The 17,552-nt window shown below is 63.9% G+C and carries 11 protein-coding genes and 1 tRNA gene; 3 read left to right on the plus strand and 9 right to left on the minus strand.

The features are described from left to right. Positions 1-88: 88 nt before the first annotated feature. Positions 89-162 (minus strand) — tRNA-Pro (locus tag SYN60AY4M2_RS12210). Positions 163-277: 115 nt separating this feature from the next. Here SYN60AY4M2_RS12210 and SYN60AY4M2_RS12215 point away from each other — a divergent pair. Further along, a complete protein-coding gene (locus SYN60AY4M2_RS12215) occupies positions 278-739 on the plus strand; it encodes an HHL1-like protein (RefSeq protein WP_011430790.1) in 462 nt (153 codons plus the stop codon). Here SYN60AY4M2_RS12215 and SYN60AY4M2_RS12220 read toward each other — a convergent pair. From SYN60AY4M2_RS12220 to SYN60AY4M2_RS12245, 6 genes are all read right to left on the minus strand, one after another. Further along, entirely contained in the window at positions 736-1,623 is an 888-nt protein-coding gene (locus SYN60AY4M2_RS12220; RefSeq protein ID WP_168173373.1) for an alpha/beta fold hydrolase, read from the minus strand. The genes SYN60AY4M2_RS12215 and SYN60AY4M2_RS12220 overlap by 4 nt on opposite strands. 160 nt (positions 1,624-1,783) lie before the next feature. Beyond that, positions 1,784-3,415 carry an alpha-D-glucose phosphate-specific phosphoglucomutase gene (locus SYN60AY4M2_RS12225; protein ID WP_099813034.1) on the minus strand — a complete coding sequence of 544 codons (1,632 nt, stop codon included), beginning with the start codon at positions 3,413-3,415 and terminating at the stop codon, positions 1,784-1,786. Between the two features lie 77 nt (positions 3,416-3,492). After that, entirely contained in the window at positions 3,493-8,202 is a 4,710-nt protein-coding gene (locus SYN60AY4M2_RS12230) for an MG2 domain-containing protein (RefSeq protein WP_099813035.1), read from the minus strand. Positions 8,203-8,253: 51 nt separating this feature from the next. Then, on the minus strand, positions 8,254-9,480 hold the full coding sequence (locus SYN60AY4M2_RS12235; protein ID WP_099813036.1) for a type II secretion system F family protein: 1,227 nt from the start codon (positions 9,478-9,480) through the stop codon (positions 8,254-8,256). A 160-nt stretch (positions 9,481-9,640) separates the two neighbouring features. Next, on the minus strand, positions 9,641-10,783 hold the full coding sequence (locus tag SYN60AY4M2_RS12240; RefSeq protein WP_099813037.1) for a type IV pilus twitching motility protein PilT: 1,143 nt from the start codon (positions 10,781-10,783) through the stop codon (positions 9,641-9,643). A 160-nt stretch (positions 10,784-10,943) separates the two neighbouring features. Next, a complete protein-coding gene (locus SYN60AY4M2_RS12245) occupies positions 10,944-13,007 on the minus strand; it encodes a GspE/PulE family protein (protein ID WP_206336842.1) in 2,064 nt (687 codons plus the stop codon). A 427-nt stretch (positions 13,008-13,434) separates the two neighbouring features. Here SYN60AY4M2_RS12245 and SYN60AY4M2_RS12250 point away from each other — a divergent pair, with 427 nt between their 5' ends. Beyond that, positions 13,435-14,517 carry a dipeptide epimerase gene (locus SYN60AY4M2_RS12250; RefSeq protein ID WP_346426094.1) on the plus strand — a complete coding sequence of 361 codons (1,083 nt, stop codon included), beginning with the start codon at positions 13,435-13,437 and terminating at the stop codon, positions 14,515-14,517. After that, the gene (locus SYN60AY4M2_RS12255; RefSeq protein ID WP_099813039.1) at positions 14,517-15,578 is read left to right on the plus strand and encodes a DUF1611 domain-containing protein; all 1,062 of its coding nucleotides are present in this window, start codon (positions 14,517-14,519) and stop codon (positions 15,576-15,578) included. The genes SYN60AY4M2_RS12250 and SYN60AY4M2_RS12255 overlap by 1 nt, the downstream gene beginning before the upstream one ends. 2 nt (positions 15,579-15,580) lie before the next feature. Here the strand turns inward: SYN60AY4M2_RS12255 and lpxB are convergent, their stop codons facing one another. Further along, positions 15,581-16,771 (minus strand): lipid-A-disaccharide synthase, encoded by a 1,191-nt coding sequence (lpxB, locus tag SYN60AY4M2_RS12260; protein WP_099813040.1) that lies wholly within the window; start codon positions 16,769-16,771, stop codon positions 15,581-15,583. Beyond that, the coding region (lpxA, locus tag SYN60AY4M2_RS12265) for an acyl-ACP--UDP-N-acetylglucosamine O-acyltransferase (protein ID WP_099813041.1) at positions 16,768-17,552 on the minus strand (785 nt) is incomplete at its 5' end. The genes lpxB and lpxA, both read right to left, overlap by 4 nt.

Below are 17,552 nucleotides of genomic sequence, written 5' to 3' on the forward strand. Positions count from 1 at the left end.
CAGGCTGCGCTTTTGCCCCTCTGCTGCCCAAGGGGAAGAGGGCCTTAGGCTCGAAGGATGGCCGTTGCCCCACATTTTCCTGAATCTATCGGGATGACAGGATTCGAACCTGCGACCCCTTCGTCCCGAACGAAGTGCGCTACCAAGCTGCGCTACATCCCGAGGAGCAATCCAAATCCAAGGCTTTGTAAGTATAGCATGCCATGCATGGCATCTTCCCGCGGGCGGGAGTCGTTCTGCGCTAAGCTATGGGGATCCACCGTTGCCCTACTGGAGTATGAGTCAGCCCAAGGGTTTCAGCCAATCCAAGCCAGAGAAGAAACCGGCCAAGGCCAACACGGCCAAGCGCAAGGAAGCCGCCAAACGCTACGACGAGCTGAAAGCCAAGGGGATGCCGGAGTTCGCCATTTTTGCCCGGCGCCGCCAAGCTGAGCCCGGCAAACCCAACCCCTGGCTGCCCGTGGGATCCCTGGCGGTCAGTCGCTCCAGCGCCATCCACCAGGCCATCTTCCAAAACGAGGAAGAGCTCAAAAAAGCAGCCGTCCGCCTCTTTCCCCGTCTTAGCAAAGTCAAAGACGAGCTGGAGTTTGGCTTTCGCCTTAAGGACAAAGAGTTTCAAGACGAGCCCATTCAGGTGGCAGTTCGGCCCCAGCCTTCGCCCCTTCAGAGCTGGATAGACAGGGTGCGCAAGTGGCTGGGCCTGGGCAAAAGAACTACCCAAGCCTCCAAGAAAGGCTAAGCCGTGGCAAAGGCTTTGGGTAGCCAGCTCAAAATCAAGGGGTTGACAATCTCTGGGCGCTCGTCGTGGGGGCAATGGCCCGTATCGGGAAGAGGGAAAAATTGGTAGTCGATCCCCTGCACATGGTTTTGAAAGCCGCGACCCCGCTGAATAGGCGTCCAGGGATCCCGTTCCCCCCAAATCACCAGCAGCGGACAGCGCACCTGGGGCAGCAACGCTTCCGGCGTAGGGCCAGGGGGAGCCGTGAGAACAGCGGCAAACACCTGCTGCGCTCCCGGCTCACAGGAAGGGGCGTAGAGGATCTCCACCAGCTCGTCAGTGATGGCGGCAGGGTTGCAGTACACCTGTTTCAGAGTGGCGCGGATCCGCTGCCGCTGCCGCACCCAATCAAACAGAAGGGGCCCCGTGACCGGCGAGGCCACCAGAGCAGTGAAGGTGGCCATGAAAAGGCGGGCCAGCGGGCTGAGCTCGTGGGAGCGGTGGTTGAGACCGCCGGCACAGTTGAGCAGCACGGCTCCAGCAACAAGCTGGGGATAGCGGGCAGCCATGAGCAAGCTGAGCAAGGCGCCGATAGAGTTGCCGATGAACACCGCCGGCTGCCGCACATGCTGCCGCCAAAAATCCGCCAGCAGCTCGGCCCACAGCTCCAGACTGTAGGCAAGGGCCGGCTTGGCCGAGCCGCCAAACCCCAGCAAATCCAAAGCATAGACCCGGTATCCCGCCGCCGCTAGCACAGGGATGTTGTGCCGCCAGTGGCCAATGGAGGCCCCAAAGCCATGCACCAAAATCAGTGGGGAGCCAGATCCCTGGACGACGTAGCGAATGGCGTGACCCCGCCAGCTCCAGGTTTGGGGAGCAAAAGGGGCAATGGGATCGGCTGCCAAACTCGCAGGAGGAGCAGTGAACACAGACAGAAAAAAGATGTGGAGGCGTTGTGGAAGGGTCCCCACCTCCTCATCCTACCGCCACTCTCGAGCGTCTTTCTCTGCCGGCCATTGCCCCCAATCCCTCCCCCCAGAGAGATCTAGCTTCTCGGCAGAACTCTCAGGTGATCACATCCGGCTGCTGCCGACCGGTGCGGGCGCGGATCTGGGCGAAGTGATCCGCCAGTTGGATCAGCTCGGCCAGGGCCACCTGGGGATCCAGGCCGTGCCGGCTGGGATCCGGCTCAAACCGCTCCAAGTACACCCGCAGGGTGGCCCCGTGGGTGCCGGTGCCGGAAAGGCGGTAGACGATGCGGGAGCCGTCCTCAAAGCCGATGCGGATCCCCTGGTTGCGGCTGGTGCTGCCGTCCACGGGATCGGTGTAGCTGAAGTCATCGGCATAGGCTACTGTTTGGGAGCCAAAGCGCTGCCCCACCCAGCTTGCCACGGAGCGCCGCAAGTGCTCCATCAGCTCCTCGGCCACCTCCACCGGTAGCCCCTCGTAGTCGTGGCGGGAGTAGAAGTTGCGCCCGTAGGTGCGCCAGTGGTCTTCCACAATCTGCCGCACCGACTGGCGCCGCACGGCGAGGATGTTGAGCCAAAAGAGGACAGCCCAGAGGCCGTCTTTTTCCCGGATGTGGTGGGAGCCGGTGCCGAAGCTCTCCTCGCCGCAGAGGGTAACTTTGCCGGCATCCAGGAGGTTGCCAAAAAACTTCCAGCCCGTAGGGGTTTCGTAGCAAGGGATCCCCAGCTTGGCCGCCACCCGGTCTGCCGCCTGGCTGGTGGGCATGGAGCGGGCGATCCCCGCCAGCCCCTCCCGGTAGCCGGGCACCCGGTGGGCGTTGGCGGCCAACACCGCCAGGCTGTCGCTGGGGGTCACGTAGAAGCGGCGGCCCAGGATCATGTTGCGATCCCCATCCCCGTCGGAGGCGGCGCCGAAATCCGGCCCATCTTCTCGAAACAGCAGCTCCACCAGGGCGCGGGCATGCACCAGGTTGGGATCCGGGCGGCCGCCGCCAAAGTCCGGCAGCGGCTGGCCGTTGAGGACGCTGCCCTGGGGCGCCCCTAGAGCTCCCTCCAGGATGGCGTGGGCATAGGGGCCGGTGACGGCGTGCATGGCGTCGAAAGCGATGCGAACCCCGGAGGCCAGGTAGTCGCGGATGGCGTCGAAATCAAACAGGCGCTGCATTAGATCCAGGTAGTCGGCCACAGGGTCGATAACGCAGACCGTCAGGGATCCCAGCCGTTGCTCCCCTAGGCGATCCAGATCTACGTCCGGGGCCTCTAGGATGCGGTACTCGCGGATCCGCTGGGTGCGGGCGTAGATGGCCTCGGTCACCTTCTCCGGGGCAGGGCCGCCGTTGCCGATGTTGTACTTGATGCCAAAGTCTCCTTGCGGACCGCCGGGGTTGTGGCTGGCTGAGAGGATGATGCCGCCGTAAGCTCTGTATTTGCGGATGAGGCAGGAGACCGCTGGCGTGGAGAGGATCCCCCCTTGACCTACCAACACCCGCCCAATGCCGTTGGCTGCCGCCATCTTGAGCAGGATCTGGATGGCTTCCCGGTTGTAGTAGCGGCCGTCTCCGCCCACCACCAGGGTTTGGCCGGCGGATCCCTCGAGGACGTCAAAGGTGGATTGGATGAAGTTCTCCAGGTAGTGGGGCTGCTGGAACACCTGCACCGGCTTGCGCAGGCCGGAGGTGCCCGGCTTTTGGTCGGGAAAAGGGATGGTGGCCACGGTGCGCAGGATCATAGGCTGCCCAACTCTGCTCGCCCCTCTACTATCTCATCGTTGGGGCCTCTAGGGAGGATCCCTGGGCAGCTTCAAGCTCAGGGCAGGACTTTGAGCGCCTGGCCAGCGCTGCGGCCATAGCGGCTGGGATCGTACATCTCCTCGACAAGGGCAGGGGCCACCTGGAATTGGCCAGGGATCTCGGGACGGAAGAGGTAGACGAACTCGTGGCGGCCCCGCTTGAGCTCGGTGCTGAAGAAGGCCACCCGGTCGTCCCGGTTCTCTTGATGGGCCCAAAACCAGTCCCACCAGTAGTCGGCGGCAAGCCCTCGCGGATCCCGGGAGGTGATCTCGGCGCCGCTGGGCAAGGGATCCTCGATCACCACGTAGTGGCTATCCCGCTCAGCTTCCACCGTCAGCCGGGCCAGGAGCACCTCGCCCGCCCGCACCGCCTCGCCGGGGCGCAGGAGCTGTTCCCGGTAGCGGATCTCGCCATTGGCTTGGGGCTGGGGCTGTAGGCGGAAGTAGCGGCGGCTCACCGTGAAGCCCTGGCTGTCGGGGGGCGGCAGCTCCGGCAGAAAGGCCTCTCCCCGCAGGCTGTAGTAGAGGGGGCCGGGGCCGGATTTTTCCAGGCGCAGGCGGCGCAGGTTACTCACTTCGGCGTCGTCCCAGTCCAGCACCTGGCGAGGATCCTGAGGACCGGCCTGCCACTGGGCCAGTTGCGCCCCGCTTACCCCATCTTGCACCCGCACCTGGCGGGGGCCAGGCTGTTGCTGTTGCTGGGCTTGGTAGTGGGCCACCAGGCCCAGGAGGGCGTCGGCGGTGGCTTTGGTGGTGCGCCAGCGGTTGTCCTGCCGTTGCTGGAGAAGGGCGGTGGCGATCTCCCCGGCGCGGCCATCCTGGAGGCGCACGGCCAGTTGCAGGAGGGGCCCGGCCACCTCCAGGTCGTCGTAGGTGGGGCGTTCCCCGGCTGGCGGAGCGGAGGCGGCAGGAATAAACCAGCGGCCCTGGGGATCCCTTTGTCGCCGTTGCAGACCTTCCTCCAGAGCCGCCTGGGCGAGATCCCGCTGGCCCCGTTGCAGGGCGGCCAGGCCGCGGTAGGCCAGGCCAAAGGTGGAAAGCTGCGGCGGCGGCGGCAGCTCGGCAGTCACCAGCGCCGGATCCCAGAGGGCCAGGCTGTAGGCCACAAAGGCCCGCAGATCGGGGGAGAGGCGTTGGAACGGCTGCCCAGCCAGATACTCCAAAGCCCGCCGCACCCGCCACTCCTTGAGGGCGTAGCCGGCGGCCTGGGCGAGATGATAGCCCTGCAGGATGTAGGCGGTCAGGTAGGGGTTGCTGGTGTCGTAGGCCCACCAGCCCCAGCCGCCGTCGTAGTTCTGGGATTCCTCCAGCCGCTGCAGGCCGGCCCGAACCACCCGCGGCAGCCGCTCCAGGGTGGGCAAGCGCAAGCTGAGGCCCAACTGCTCGCCGGCCTGGGCCACCGCCAAGGCGGGCAAAAAGCGGCTCAAAGTCTGCTCGGTGCAACCGTAGGGGAACTGCACCAGGTAGTCCAAGGGCCCCAACAGCTCCGCTGCGGGGCTGGCGGCCAGTTCCAGATGCAGGTGTCGGGATCCCGGCACCCAGGTGGCCGGCCAATCCAAAGGCAGCTCAAGGCCATCCTCCTGCAGCCGCCCCGTTTGGAAGAAGCGGTGCACTGCCCCTAAGGGCTGACTGGGGATCCGCAGTTGCAGCGCATCCTGCAGCCCCTCCCCTTGTGCCCAAACCCGCAGGGGGGTCTCGCCGGCCCCCAGCACCCGCAGGGGCCATTCCACCCGCTCCGCTCTCTGGGCCGGCACGGTAAGGCGTTGTCGATCCGGGCCTTGCAACGCCAAGTTGGCGGGCACTTCCAGCCCCACCTCCACCGCCTGGGCTTTTGTGGTGCGATTTTGCACAACAGCGGCCAAGGTGAGTTGATCCCCCACCCGGAAAAAGCGGGGAGCGGCCAAGCGCACCAACAGGTCTTTGCTAACCGAGACTGTGGCAAGAGCGGATCCCACCTGGGTGTCGGCGGTGGCGGCGCGGGCAGTCAAGCGCCAGGTGGTCAGGTTATCCGGCCAGCGCACCTCTACCTGGGCCAGGCCATCGGCGTCGGTAACCAGATCCGGGAACCAGGCAGCCGTGTCGCGAAAGTCTTCCCGCACCTGGCCGGCCAGCTTGTCGGCGCCGCCGGGATATTGTTGCGGGAAAGAGGTGGTGGTGGTGACTTGGTTGTCCTGGCGCCCGTAGAAGAAGCGGCGGATATCGGGGGTAAAGTCGGGCCGGAGCAGGTAGAGGGCATTGTCCACGATCCCCAGCCCCACCTCGGCGCTGACCGGCTGCCCTTGGGCATTGCGGGTGCGGATTTGAATTCGGGCCGTCTCCCCCGGCTGGTAGGTGGGCTTATCCGTCTGCAGCTCCACCTGCAAAAAGCGATCCAGCGGCGAGACCCGCAGCAGCGCCTCGTTCTGGTACAGCCGCCGCTCTGGGCCAACGACAGTGGCGGTGACGTAGAGGTTGGGGCGATACTCCTCCCGGATGGGCAGGCGCAGGGTGGCCGTATGCCCCTGCAGGCGCAGCAGTTGTACCTGGTGCAGCCGGGATCCCTCCAGGCCCACCAGCACCGGCAGATCCGGCAGCGGCGAGGCGATCAGGATCTGGGCCTCTTCCCCCACTTCGTAGATCTGGCGATCCGCCACCACCTCCAGGCTGGGCAGGGATCCCCAGCTTTGCAGGGGGCTGCCCGGCTCCACCACCCAGAGAGAGGCGACCTCCTGCACGCGACGGCGGCGGGGATCCCATGCCGTCAACCGCACCCGGTAGTCTCCCGGCTCCAGGTCGGCGGGCAAGCTGAGGGTGAGGCTGCCCTCCCCGTTGACGATCTGAAAAGGCTGCCGCAGCAGGGTACCTTGCCGTTGGTAGGTGCTGCTCTTGGGATCCCAGCGCCAGCGCTCCAGGCTCAGCTCCCCGGCGGTGCTGACGGGGCGGCCATCGTAGTCGCGGGCTTGCAGCCGGTAGGTGACGACGTCCCCCGGCGCGGGCAGGTGGCGATCGGCTGCGGCAAAGAGGGCCAATTCGCCGGCTGTCACCCAGGCCCGCGCCGCCCCGGTCACGCTGCGGCGGCTGATATCGGTCACCTCCACCTCAATGCGCAACTGCTGCACCTCCTGCGGGCCCCAGTAGCTGTCTTCCTCCCAGTCCAGATCCGCCAACAGGCGCTCCAGGCGCAACTCGGCCCGTCCCTGAGCATCCGTCACCCCTTCTCCTTCCGCCACCAACTGGCCGTAGCCGCCGTAGTAGCCCTGCTCCTCTCCCAGGTCGTCGGCGAAATAGTCTTCCTCGGCAGAACGGGGCAACAGCCCATAGCGCAGGCTCCAGTCGGGGCTGCTGTAAACCCGATAGCGCAACTGGGCCTGGGCCACCGGCGCGCCGAAAAGATACTCGGCCTCCACCTGCACCTTCAGGGATCCCCCCCGCACCAGCCAAGGCCGGTCGGGCGCCACCGTCACCTCAAACTCCGGTTTGCGGTAGGCTGCCACCCCAAAGTCGGTGGACTCGCGGCTGGATCCCTGGAACTGCCACTCTAGGCTGTAGCTGCCCAGGGGGGTTTCTTCCGGCAATTGAAACTGCCCGTGGACGCTGCCGAAAGCGTTGGTGGCCAGGGTCTGCTCCTCCAGCACATCGCCGTTGGGAGCGGCGAGGGTTACTTGCAGCAGCTGGCCTGCCGGGGGCGGGGTGAGGCGGCCTTGCTCCCGCACCAGGGCGCGAAAATAGACCGTCTGGCCGGGGCGGTAGAGGGGGCGGTCTGGGTAGGCGTAGATGCGGTACGGCTGGTTCCAGCCGTAGGTGTAGCTGCGGGACAAAACCTGCAACGTGTTGTCGGCGCTGCGGCCATAGACCACCAACGAGGATCTCTCCCCCGCCGGCAAGCTAAACTGGGCCAGCCCCTCCTCGTCGGTGGTGGCCGTCAAGGGATCCCCCCACTCCCCAAAAACTTGGATCTGGATCCCCGGCAGAGGACGCAATTCCTGCAAATGCACCGCCTGCACCACCAACTGGCTGGCATCCTGTTTCTGGATTAGGCCCAGGTCGCTTACCAAAAGCCACTCCTCAGAACGGGGCAAAGGTGCACTCGGGTTCAGCGGCTCCTGTCCTTCCGCCTCCAGCCAGTAGGCCCCCGGCGGCAGGATCCCCAGATCCAAGGTGCGGGTCACCTCTTCTCCCCCCAGCGGCTGCTGCCAACGGCGCAGCAGCTCTCCTCGCAGGGTGGAATACAAATCCGGATCCAGGGATCCGTAGCCGAGGGCCAAATTCCGCAAGCGAGGGGATCCCTCCAGATCGGCCAGGGAAAAGCGGTAAACGGCAAACTGCACCGCCCTCAAGCCACTGGCCCTCCACTCCAGCCGCGCCGGCTCGGCGGTCGTGAACACCTGGCTGGTGCTGTAGAGGTAGAGGCTGGGGGGCAGAAGCTGCGGGCGCAGGAGAGGAGCAGAAGCTACTGACCCTTCCCGCACCTGCACAGGCCTCTCGCTGAAGACGGTTTCCAGGCCGGATCCCCGCACCGTCACCCGGTATTCCCCAACGGGCAATTGATCCAAGCGATACTCGCCCTCCGCAGACGGGCTGACGCTGCGGCTCACCGGGCCGGCGGCAATCACCTGGACGTTCCCCGGCGCCACCCCTGCCGGCAGCTCCACCCGCCCCGTCAGGGATCCCGTCGGCGGCTCCGACAGCAAAACCGCCAGCCCCACGGCCAAGAACACCCCCAGGGCCACCAACCAGCGCCGCAGCATGGGATCCCTTCCTCCTCCCTATGTGTCCTGGTTGCCCTGGGGACGGGGTCGCTACTTCACCAGCTCGAACACGTTGAACATCGGCAGGTACATGGCCACGATAATGCAGCCCACCATCCCCCCCAAGATCACGATCATCAGCGGCTCCAGCAGGCTGGTGAGGGCGCGTACCGCCTCCTCCACCTCCAGCTCGTAGAAATCCGCCGTCTTCATCAGCATGGCATCCAGCTCCCCCGTCTCTTCGCCCACGCTGATCATCTGAATGGCCATCAGGGGAAACACCTTTGCCTTAGCTAGGGCAGGGGCAATCTGCCCTCCCTCTGAGATGGATTGGCGGGCGGCGTCGATGGCGTTGGCCACCACCTGGTTGCCGGAAGTGTCGCGCACAATTTCCAAGGAAGTCAGCACCGGCACCCCAGAGCGGGTCAAGGCCCCAAAGGTGCGGCAAAAACGGGCCACCGCCGACTTCTGGATCAGATCCCCGAAAATGGGCAGCTTGAGGGCCAGCGCGTCGATGGTCTCCTTGCCGGCGGGGGTGCGATAAAAGCGGCGGAAGGCAAAGAAGACCGCCACCAGAAAGCCCACCAGGCCCAAGCTGTACTGGGGCGTGCGCAGGAACTTGCTGACGTTGATGAAAAACTGGGTAAAGCCGGGCAGCTCCCCACCCAAGTCGTTGTAGATGCTCTCAAACGTGGGCAAGATGAAGAGCACCATGCCCAAGAAAATCAAGACAGCCAAGATCGTCACCACCACCGGGTAGGTCATGGCTGACTTGATCTGCTTCTGCAGGCGATCCATGTCCTCCAGCAGCTTGGCCAGGCGGTTGAGCACCTCATCGAGCACGCCGCCCACTTCCCCTGCCTGCACCATGCTGCAGTAGAGGCTGTCGAAAGCATCTGGATAGGGGCGGATGGAGTCGGAGAGGTTTTTCCCTGCCTCCACCTCTGCACGGATGGCCCTCAGGTATTTTTTGAGCTTGCGGTTGCCAGTCTGCTCCTCCATGATGGTGAGAGAGCGCACCATCGACACGCCGGCGTTGATGAGAGCAGCAAATTGCCGGGAGAACACCGCCTTGTCGCGAATGTCGATGGATCCCAGCATCGAGAAATCAAAAGAGGTCTCCAGCGAGAAAAAGGGCTTTTCTTCCTGAATGTCCTCTGGCTTGGCAAAAACGCCCTCTCGGCGCAGCCGTGCACGCGCCTCGGTCAAGTTGTTGGCCACCACCGTCAGGCGTACCGGCTGACCGGCCTTTAACCCCCGAACCTTGTAGCGCGGCATGGCTTACCCCCGATTCAAACTCATGATGAGAGGGTTCGAGTTGTGGGATCCAGCCCCCGAACTTTGGGCAACTAACTTTCTCAGCTAGAGCTTAGCCACAAATTGAGGCGGCGGCCAGAGATCGGCAAGAAGACCTCACCCCGGGACGCGGCGCTGCGGCTCAACGACGGACGGCAACCCCCGCTGGACGCTGCTGCTGAACTGCCGCGGCTGGCGAGGGCCCGGCAACGTTGCCCAAAAGCCGCTGCAACTCCTCAGGACGAGAGGTCTTGGACATGGCCGTCTCGAAGTCGATCTTGCCCTGCAGGTAGAGGTTGGCCAGATCCTGCTCCAGGGTTTTCATGCCCTGCTTGCCGCCCGTCTGGATGGCCGAGTAGATCTGGGCGGTCTTGCCCTCCCGAATCAGGTTGGCAATGGCCGGCGTCACGACCATGATCTCTTGCACCAGCACCCGCCCGGGCTCTCCCGGCTTGGGGTTGAGGCGGCGGGCCAAAGTTTGCGAGAAGACGGCCTTGAGGGAGTTGGAGAGCTGCACGCGGATCTGCTGCTGCTGCTCCGGCGGGAACACGTCCACCAGGCGATCCACCGTCTGGGCGGCAGAGCTGGTGTGGACCGTGGCAAAGCAGAGGTGGCCGGTCTCGGCGGCGGTGATGGCCAACTGGATGGTCTCCAGATCCCGCATCTCCCCGATCAGGATCACATCCGGATCTTCCCGCATCGCCGCCCGCAGGGCATTGGCAAAGCTCTTGGTGTCTTCGCCCAACTGCCGCTGGTGGATGATGCTGCGGATGGGAGTGTAGATGTACTCGATGGGATCCTCGATGGTGAGGATGTGCTCGGCCCGCTCGCGGTTGATGAAGTCGATGATAGCGGCCAAAGTGGTGGACTTGCCGGATCCCGTCGGGCCGGTCACCAACACCAGGCCCCGAGGCAGACGGGCCATCTCCTTACACACATCCGGCAGGCCCAGCTTGTCGATGTTGGGGATCTCAGAGGCCAGCGCCCGCATGGCGCAGGCGTAGGTGCCGCGATCCCGGTAGACGTTGACGCGGAAGCGCCCGATCCCGCGCACGCCGTAGGAGCAGTCCAACTCCCAGTTCTGCTCCAGGTGTTTGCGCTGGGTGTTGTTCAACATGCTGAAAATGAGCCGCTGCACCTCCTCAGGGGTGAGGGGCTCGTGCTCGGTTGGCTGGAGTTCGCCATTGATGCGGAAATAGGGGGGCAAACCGGCTGAGATGTGGATGTCAGAACCGCCCCTGCGGACGATTTCTTCCATCAGGTCTTCGATCATGAGTTGTGGCATAGGGCTGGTGTCTCCAATCGGTAAGCTGAGTCAGGCTGGGTTCGACCTAGGAGTTGTCGATGAAAAACCCTTCTAAAGCCGGGCTAGAGGCAACCCTCCAGGACTCGTATAGGACTGTTATAATCAGCACCTTGGCGGCGTCAAGAGCCAGGCGCCTTGCCTAAAACTTCGGCGTCAGGCAGTAGGGGCAATCCATCCAGTCTACCTGCAGGGCGGCGCCACAGTTGCGGCAGGTGCTAAGGGCCTTGGCACGGGCCTTCAGCTCCGTTTCCAAACCCTTGTCGGTGAGGATAACCCGATCTACCTCCTCCAGCGTGGTCAGGCCCTGCTTTACCAGCATCAAGCTGTAGGCGAGCAGGGTTTTCATGCCGCTTTCGACAGCGGCTTCCTTGATGACCTCCGTGGGAGCCCCCTTGTTGATCAACTCGGCCAGGCGGTCGTTCATGCGCATGAACTCGTACACCCCCACGCGGCCTTTGTAGCCCACGCCCCCACATTTCTCGCAGATGGGCTTGCCGGTGGCTTTGCGCTGCTCGATCTCTTTGGGGGAGAGCTTGTTGGCTTTGTAGAAGGTGAGCTGTTCGCCGTCGCCGCTGAGGCTGAGGCCATAGCGGGCCAACTCCTCGGATGTGGGGTGGTACGGGATCCGACACTCGGTACATACCCGACGCATCAAGCGCTGGGCCAGCACCCCCAACAGCGAGCTGGAGATCATGAACGGCTCGATCCCCATCTCCGTCAGACGGGCGATGGCACCGGGGGCATCGTTGGTGTGCAGGGTGGTCAACACCAGGTGGCCGGTGAGGGAGGCTTCGATGGCGGTTTTGGCCGTCTCGTGGTCGCGGGTTTCCCCCACCAGGATCACATCCGGGTCTTGCCGCAAGAAAGCGCGCAGGATCATGGCAAAGTCCATGCCCTTTTCTCGGATCACCTGCACCTGGGTGATCCCCGGCAGGGAGTATTCGATGGGATCCTCGGCGGTGCTGATGTTGATGCCGGGATCGTTCACTTCTGCCAGCGCCGAGTAGAGGGTGGTGGTTTTCCCGGATCCGGTGGGCCCGGTTACCAAGATCAGGCCAAAGGGTCGCCTGACAACCTCCTTGAAGCTGGCCAGGGTCTCTGGGTCGGTGATCAGCTTGTCCAGGCCGAGCTGGGTGGCGGAGTTGTCCAGAATCCGCAGCACGATCTTCTCCCCGTAGCGGGAGGGCAGGGTGCTGACCCGGAAGTCCACCTTGCGCCCCTTGAAGACCCGCCGGATCCGCCCATCCTGGGGCATGCGCCGCTCGGCAATGTTCAGGTTGGACATGATCTTGAAGCGAGCGGTGAGGGCGGGGACGATCTTCTTGGGAAAGTTTTCAAAAGCCTGCCGCAACACCCCATCTTTGCGGAAGCGGATGCGCAGGTATTCTTCTTGTGGCTCGATGTGGATGTCGGACGCCCCGTCCTGCAGGGCCTTGACCAGGATCTGGTTGGACAGTTTAATAATCGGGGCATCATCTGCCGATTTGACCTGCTGCTCCAGGGATCCCTCGCCGGCCTCATCGGCAGCCACATCCTCAATAGCATCCAGATCGATTTCGGCAGTGTTGACCACCACCTCTTCTTCTTCTTCCTGTTGGGCAGCAGCCGCGTCGTTGATCCCCTTGATGGCCAGCAGCTCCGCCTGGGCATCCATGTAGCGGTTGATCAGGGCGTCGAAATCCCGCTGGGTGAAGACCCGCCGCTGCAGCTTCAGCCCCTGGATGCGGAAGCGCCGCTGGATGTCGTCCAGCGCCTGCAGGTTGTCCGGCCTGACCATCGCCACCAGCACTTGGTTGTCTTGGCGGCGGATGGGCAAGAACTTGTAGCGGTTGCAGATGTCGAGAGGCAAGAGCGAGTCGATGAGCCCGATCATCTCCGAGATCTCCACCGGCTCCAAATCGATGTCGAGGGGGGGGATCCCGTAGATGATTTTCAGCTCAAAGAGCTGCTGCCGCTTGTAGGCCCGCTCCAGGTCAGGGGTGATCTCTTTGCCGACAATCTCTTTGACCACCAGGGCTAGGGCCTTGCTGCCCCCTTCGCGATCGGCTTTGAGGGCGTTTTGGATGTCCTGGATTTGCTTATCGTCGGCAAAGCCCAGCTCTTTGAGCTTGCGGCCGAAAGGAGTGATGCTGACGTTGGCAATGGCCAGGGCTTTGCTGGCCGCAACGCTGCGACGGGTTAGAGGAGTAGGAAGGTCATTCATGCTGCCGGGCCACCCAGGATGTATTCACATAATGACTGCAGTTAACCGCAGGGATCAACGGTGGGGACATGCAGGCCTGCGCGTCCCAAAGGGCGCTGCCCATGGCCTTACTATGCCCCAACTTGGTTGAAACTTAAATCCCCCTTCCTAGTTCCGGCAGGGTGGTGACGCCTGTCTGGTCAGGCCGGGATCTTCGCCGGATCCACGGGGCCGGTTGGGGGCCTGCTTCCAGAGAGGGATCAGCTTAAGATGGGGAGCAGGCCGGCGGCTTGCGAGCCTTTCCGACGGGAGAAGCCTGCTAACTTGTCCCCTTTCTCGAGACAGCTTCTGCCAATGGCTGAGATCGGTCGAAAATAGGGCGGGCAACGCCAAGCTGATGGGAAATTCGGGGGACAAGCTAAGCTCAAAGGGACGGAGTCGGCCCAACTTGTTCAGGATTACCTCGCTGCAACTGCCCATGCGGCTCTACGTCGAACCCTTTACCGTTCACAAGCGCTATGCCCTCACCCTCAGCCGCGGCACCTATACCGAGGCCACGCTGGCCTGGGTGCGGATCGAAGAGGAGGGGATCGAGGGCTGGGGGGAGGCCTGTCCTTTCTCGGTGAGCGAGGACTGCCACCAGTCTTTGGAGGATATCTTGGTGGGTTTGGAGGTGGCCAAAGGGATCCTACGCCGCCACTCCCCCTGGGAGCGGCAGGCCATTGAGGCGGAACTGCTGCGGGCCGGGATCCCTTCGGCGGCGCGGGCAGCAGTAGACATGGCCCTGCACGATTGGATGGGCAAACGTCTGGGGATGCCCCTGTGGCAGGTGTGGGGACTGGATCGCTCCCGCATCCCGCCCACCACTTTGACCATTGGCATTTCCACCCCTCAGGCGGCCCGCCAGCGTGCCTTGGCCTGGATGGAACAGACCCAAGCGCGGGCCTTCAAGATCAAGCTGGGCAGCGACTCGGGGCTGATGGCGGATCAGAACATGCTGATTGCTGTACAAGAGGTGATCCCGCTGGGATCCCTGATTACGGTAGATGCCAACGGCGCTTGGACGGTGGAGCAAACCCTGAGCATGAGCAACTGGCTGGCGGGGCAAGGGGTGAGCTACCTGGAGCAGCCTTTGGAGAGGGGGCAGGAAGCAAAGCTGATCACCCTCTGGCACGAGTCGAAGCTGCCCATTTTTGTGGATGAGAGCTGTATGGACAGCCGCGATATCCCCCCTCTGGTGGATCGCGTCCACGGGATCAACATTAAGCTGATGAAGTGCGGAGGCCTCAGCGAAGCCTGGCGCATGATCCACACCGCCAAAGCCCACGGCCTACAGGTGATGTTGGGCTGCTACAGCAACACAGCTCTGGGGAATACGGCGGCAGCCCACTTGGCTCCCCTGGTGGATTACCTGGACTTGGATAGCCACCTCAACCTCACCGACGATCCCTTCGCCGGGGCCATCCTGCAGGAGGGCTGCCTGCTCCCCACCGACCGACCGGGCTTGGGGGTAGAGCTGCGGGAGGAATAATGGGAAGGCCGGAATCCCTGTCCAGCGAAAGTCGCGTGGCCATCCTGCTCCACGGGGGATTGCTGGGGGAGCATGGGAAAACGGGGCTGGGGCTGCTGCGCTACGGCTCCTTCCCGGTGGTGGCGGTGATCGACCGGGAGCAGGCGGGGGGATCCCTGGCCCATCTGACCGGAATTGCCAAAGACATTCCCATCGTGGCCTCGGTGGAGGAGGCGCTGGCCCACCGGCCTGAAATTCTGGTGATTGGGATCGCCCCTTCAGGGGGGCAGTTGCCGCCAGCCTGGCGGGAGGAGTTGGGCCTGGCCCTGCGAGCTGGCCTGTCTCTGGTGAATGGGCTGCACACGCCTTTGGCCGAGGATCCCCAGTTTCGGCAGTGGTTGCAGCCGGGGGCCTGGATCTGGGATATTCGCCGCGAGCCCCCCAACCTGTCGGTGGGGAAAGCCCTGGCCCGCACCCTGCCCTGTAAACGGGTGTTGACGGTGGGCACCGACATGAGCGTGGGCAAAATGTCCACCAGCCTAGAGCTGCACCGGGCCAGCCTGAAGCGCGGCCTGCGCTCCCGCTTTTTGGCCACCGGACAAACCGGGATCCTCATCAGCGGCGATGGGATACCCCTGGATGCGGTGCGGGTGGACTACGCCAGCGGCGCTGTGGAGCAACTGGTGTTGCGCTATGGATTTGACCACGACATCCTGCACATCGAAGGCCAGGGATCCCTGCTCAACCCCGCCTCTACAGCAACCCTGCCCCTGTTGCGGGGATCCCAGCCCACCCACTTGATCTTGGTCCACCGAGCTGGGCAAACCCACATCAAAGGGATGGACTACGTACCCATCCCTCCCCTGCGTAAGGTCATCGAGCTGTACGAACAGGTGGCCAGAGCTGCCGGCGCCTTTGCCCCCGTGCCGGTGGTGGGGGTGGCCCTCAATACCTTCGGTTGGGAGGAGGAAGCCGCCCTGGCCCAGATCCGCCAGGTGGAAGTGGAGACCGGGCGGCCCTGTACCGACGTGGTGCGCTTTGGGGCGGATCCCCTCTTGGATGCCATTCTCTCGACAGGCTAGCCTCAGGGATCTCCCTTAGGGCGAGTTTCGCTGTCGAGCACTTCCAGGATGGCCTTGGCGGCGCGGGCCAAAACTCCCGGCTCCCCCAGCGCTGCCCGCATAGCAGCATAGTCGGCCTGCAGTTGGGTGCGGCGCTCGGGCCGAGTCAGCAGCTCCAAGGCCAGTTGGGCGACTCGCTCTGGCTGGGCCTCCTCCTGGAGGAGTTCCGGCACAATGGGGCGCATCAGCACCAAGTTGGGGGGAGACATAAAGGGCACCGACACCTTCAGCCAATGGCGGGCCAGCCAAAAGGTAATTGGGTTGAGGCGGTAGATCACCACCTGCGGGATCCCCAAAATGGCCGCCTCCAGGTTGACAGTTCCCGACTTGGCCAGCACCAGGTCGGCGGCCGCCAACAGCAGGTGATGCGCCTTCGGAGGCGAAGGGCGAGGCAAGAGAAGGGTGAGATCCTCCAGCCCATAGCGGCGGGCGGCTTGGGCAATCGGGGCGGCAAAGCGGGGCGAGGCCAGCGGCGCCCAAAACCGCACCTGGGGCAGGCGAGCCCGCAACAGCCGCGCTGCCTGGAGCAAGATGGGCAAAACCGAGCGCAGCTCCTGGCGGCGGGAGGCCGGCAGCAGCGCCACCACCATCGCTTCCTCAGGGATCCCTAACTCAGCCCTGGCCTGAGCGCGACCGGGTACACTCGCCAAAATATCCAGCAGGGGGTGGCCCACATAGCAAACCTGGGCACCTGCTGCGGCGTAGTAGCGGGCTTCTTCAGGGAAAATCGCCACCATCAGTCGCATCTGCTGGGCTAGCCGGTAAGTGAGGCGGCTGTTGGGCGACCACACCCATTCTTGGGGGGCAATGTAGTAAACGGCAGGGATGCGTCGCCGCTGCAACAGGCGGGCGATGCGGCTATTGATGCCGATGTAATCCACCAGGATGGCCAAATCAGGCGGGTCTTGCGCCAGGAAGCGGCGGATCTTCCACTCCGTCCATAGGGCAGGGCCGACGAAGGGGAGAGCCTCCAGAATGCCGATAGAGCTGATCTCCGTGGTGCGGTGCAACAGATTGGCCCCCGCAGCGGCCATCTCCTCTCCCCCAACTGCCGTGATGCGTAGGTGCGGGCGTTGGCGCAGCAACTCGCGGATGAGATGGCCGGCCTGCAGATCCCCGGAGACTTCTCCGGTGCAGATAAACAGATGGCTCACAGGTCGTCCTCTTCTCTGCTGCGGCGCAAGGCCGGCAGAGGGCCGCGCCGTTGGGGTTGGGAAAGGGAATCTTCCAAAAATTGCAGCAGATGGAGCAGGGATCCCGTCTCGTCCACCAGCTCTTTCCCCTGTAGGGAGAAGATGCTAGAGCCCCCCTCGCTTCGCAGACTCTCCCGCAGCGTTTGCAGCGCTTTTTCCAGGGGCAAACCGGAACGGTAGAGGAGCCGGTAGGCCTGCCGCAAGGCCGCCAGGGATCCCTCCATCCCCTTGGCTCGCCGCAACCCCACCAAGTTAAGGCCCCGGATGCGGGCCGGGTGCCCCTCCACCAACATGTAAGGCGGCACGTCGCGATCCACCCGGCTCATGGCCCCCACCATAGCCAGGCGCCCCACACGGGTAAACTGGTGGATCCCGACCATGCCGCCGATGCGCGCCTGCGACTCAATGTGAATGTGGCCAGCCAGGGAGACAGCGTTGGTGATCACCACCTGATTTTCGATGACGCAGTTGTGGGCGACGTGGACGTAGGCCATCAGCAGGTTGTGATCGCCGACCACCGTCGCTTCCCCTTCATTGGTGGCTCGGTTGATGGTGACGAACTCGCGGATGCGGTTGCCCTTGCCGATCACCACCTGAGAGGGCGCGCCGCTGTACTTCAGATCCTGAGGCTCCGTGCCCAGCACCGCCCCCGGAAAAATCTGGTTGTCCTCGCCAATATCTGTCCAACCATCGATCACCACGTGGGCCCCCACCACCGTACGGGCGCCAATGCGCACATGCT

Source organism: Synechococcus sp. 60AY4M2, from assembly GCF_002760375.1.
Taxonomy (GTDB): Bacteria; Cyanobacteriota; Cyanobacteriia; order Thermostichales; family Thermostichaceae; genus Thermostichus.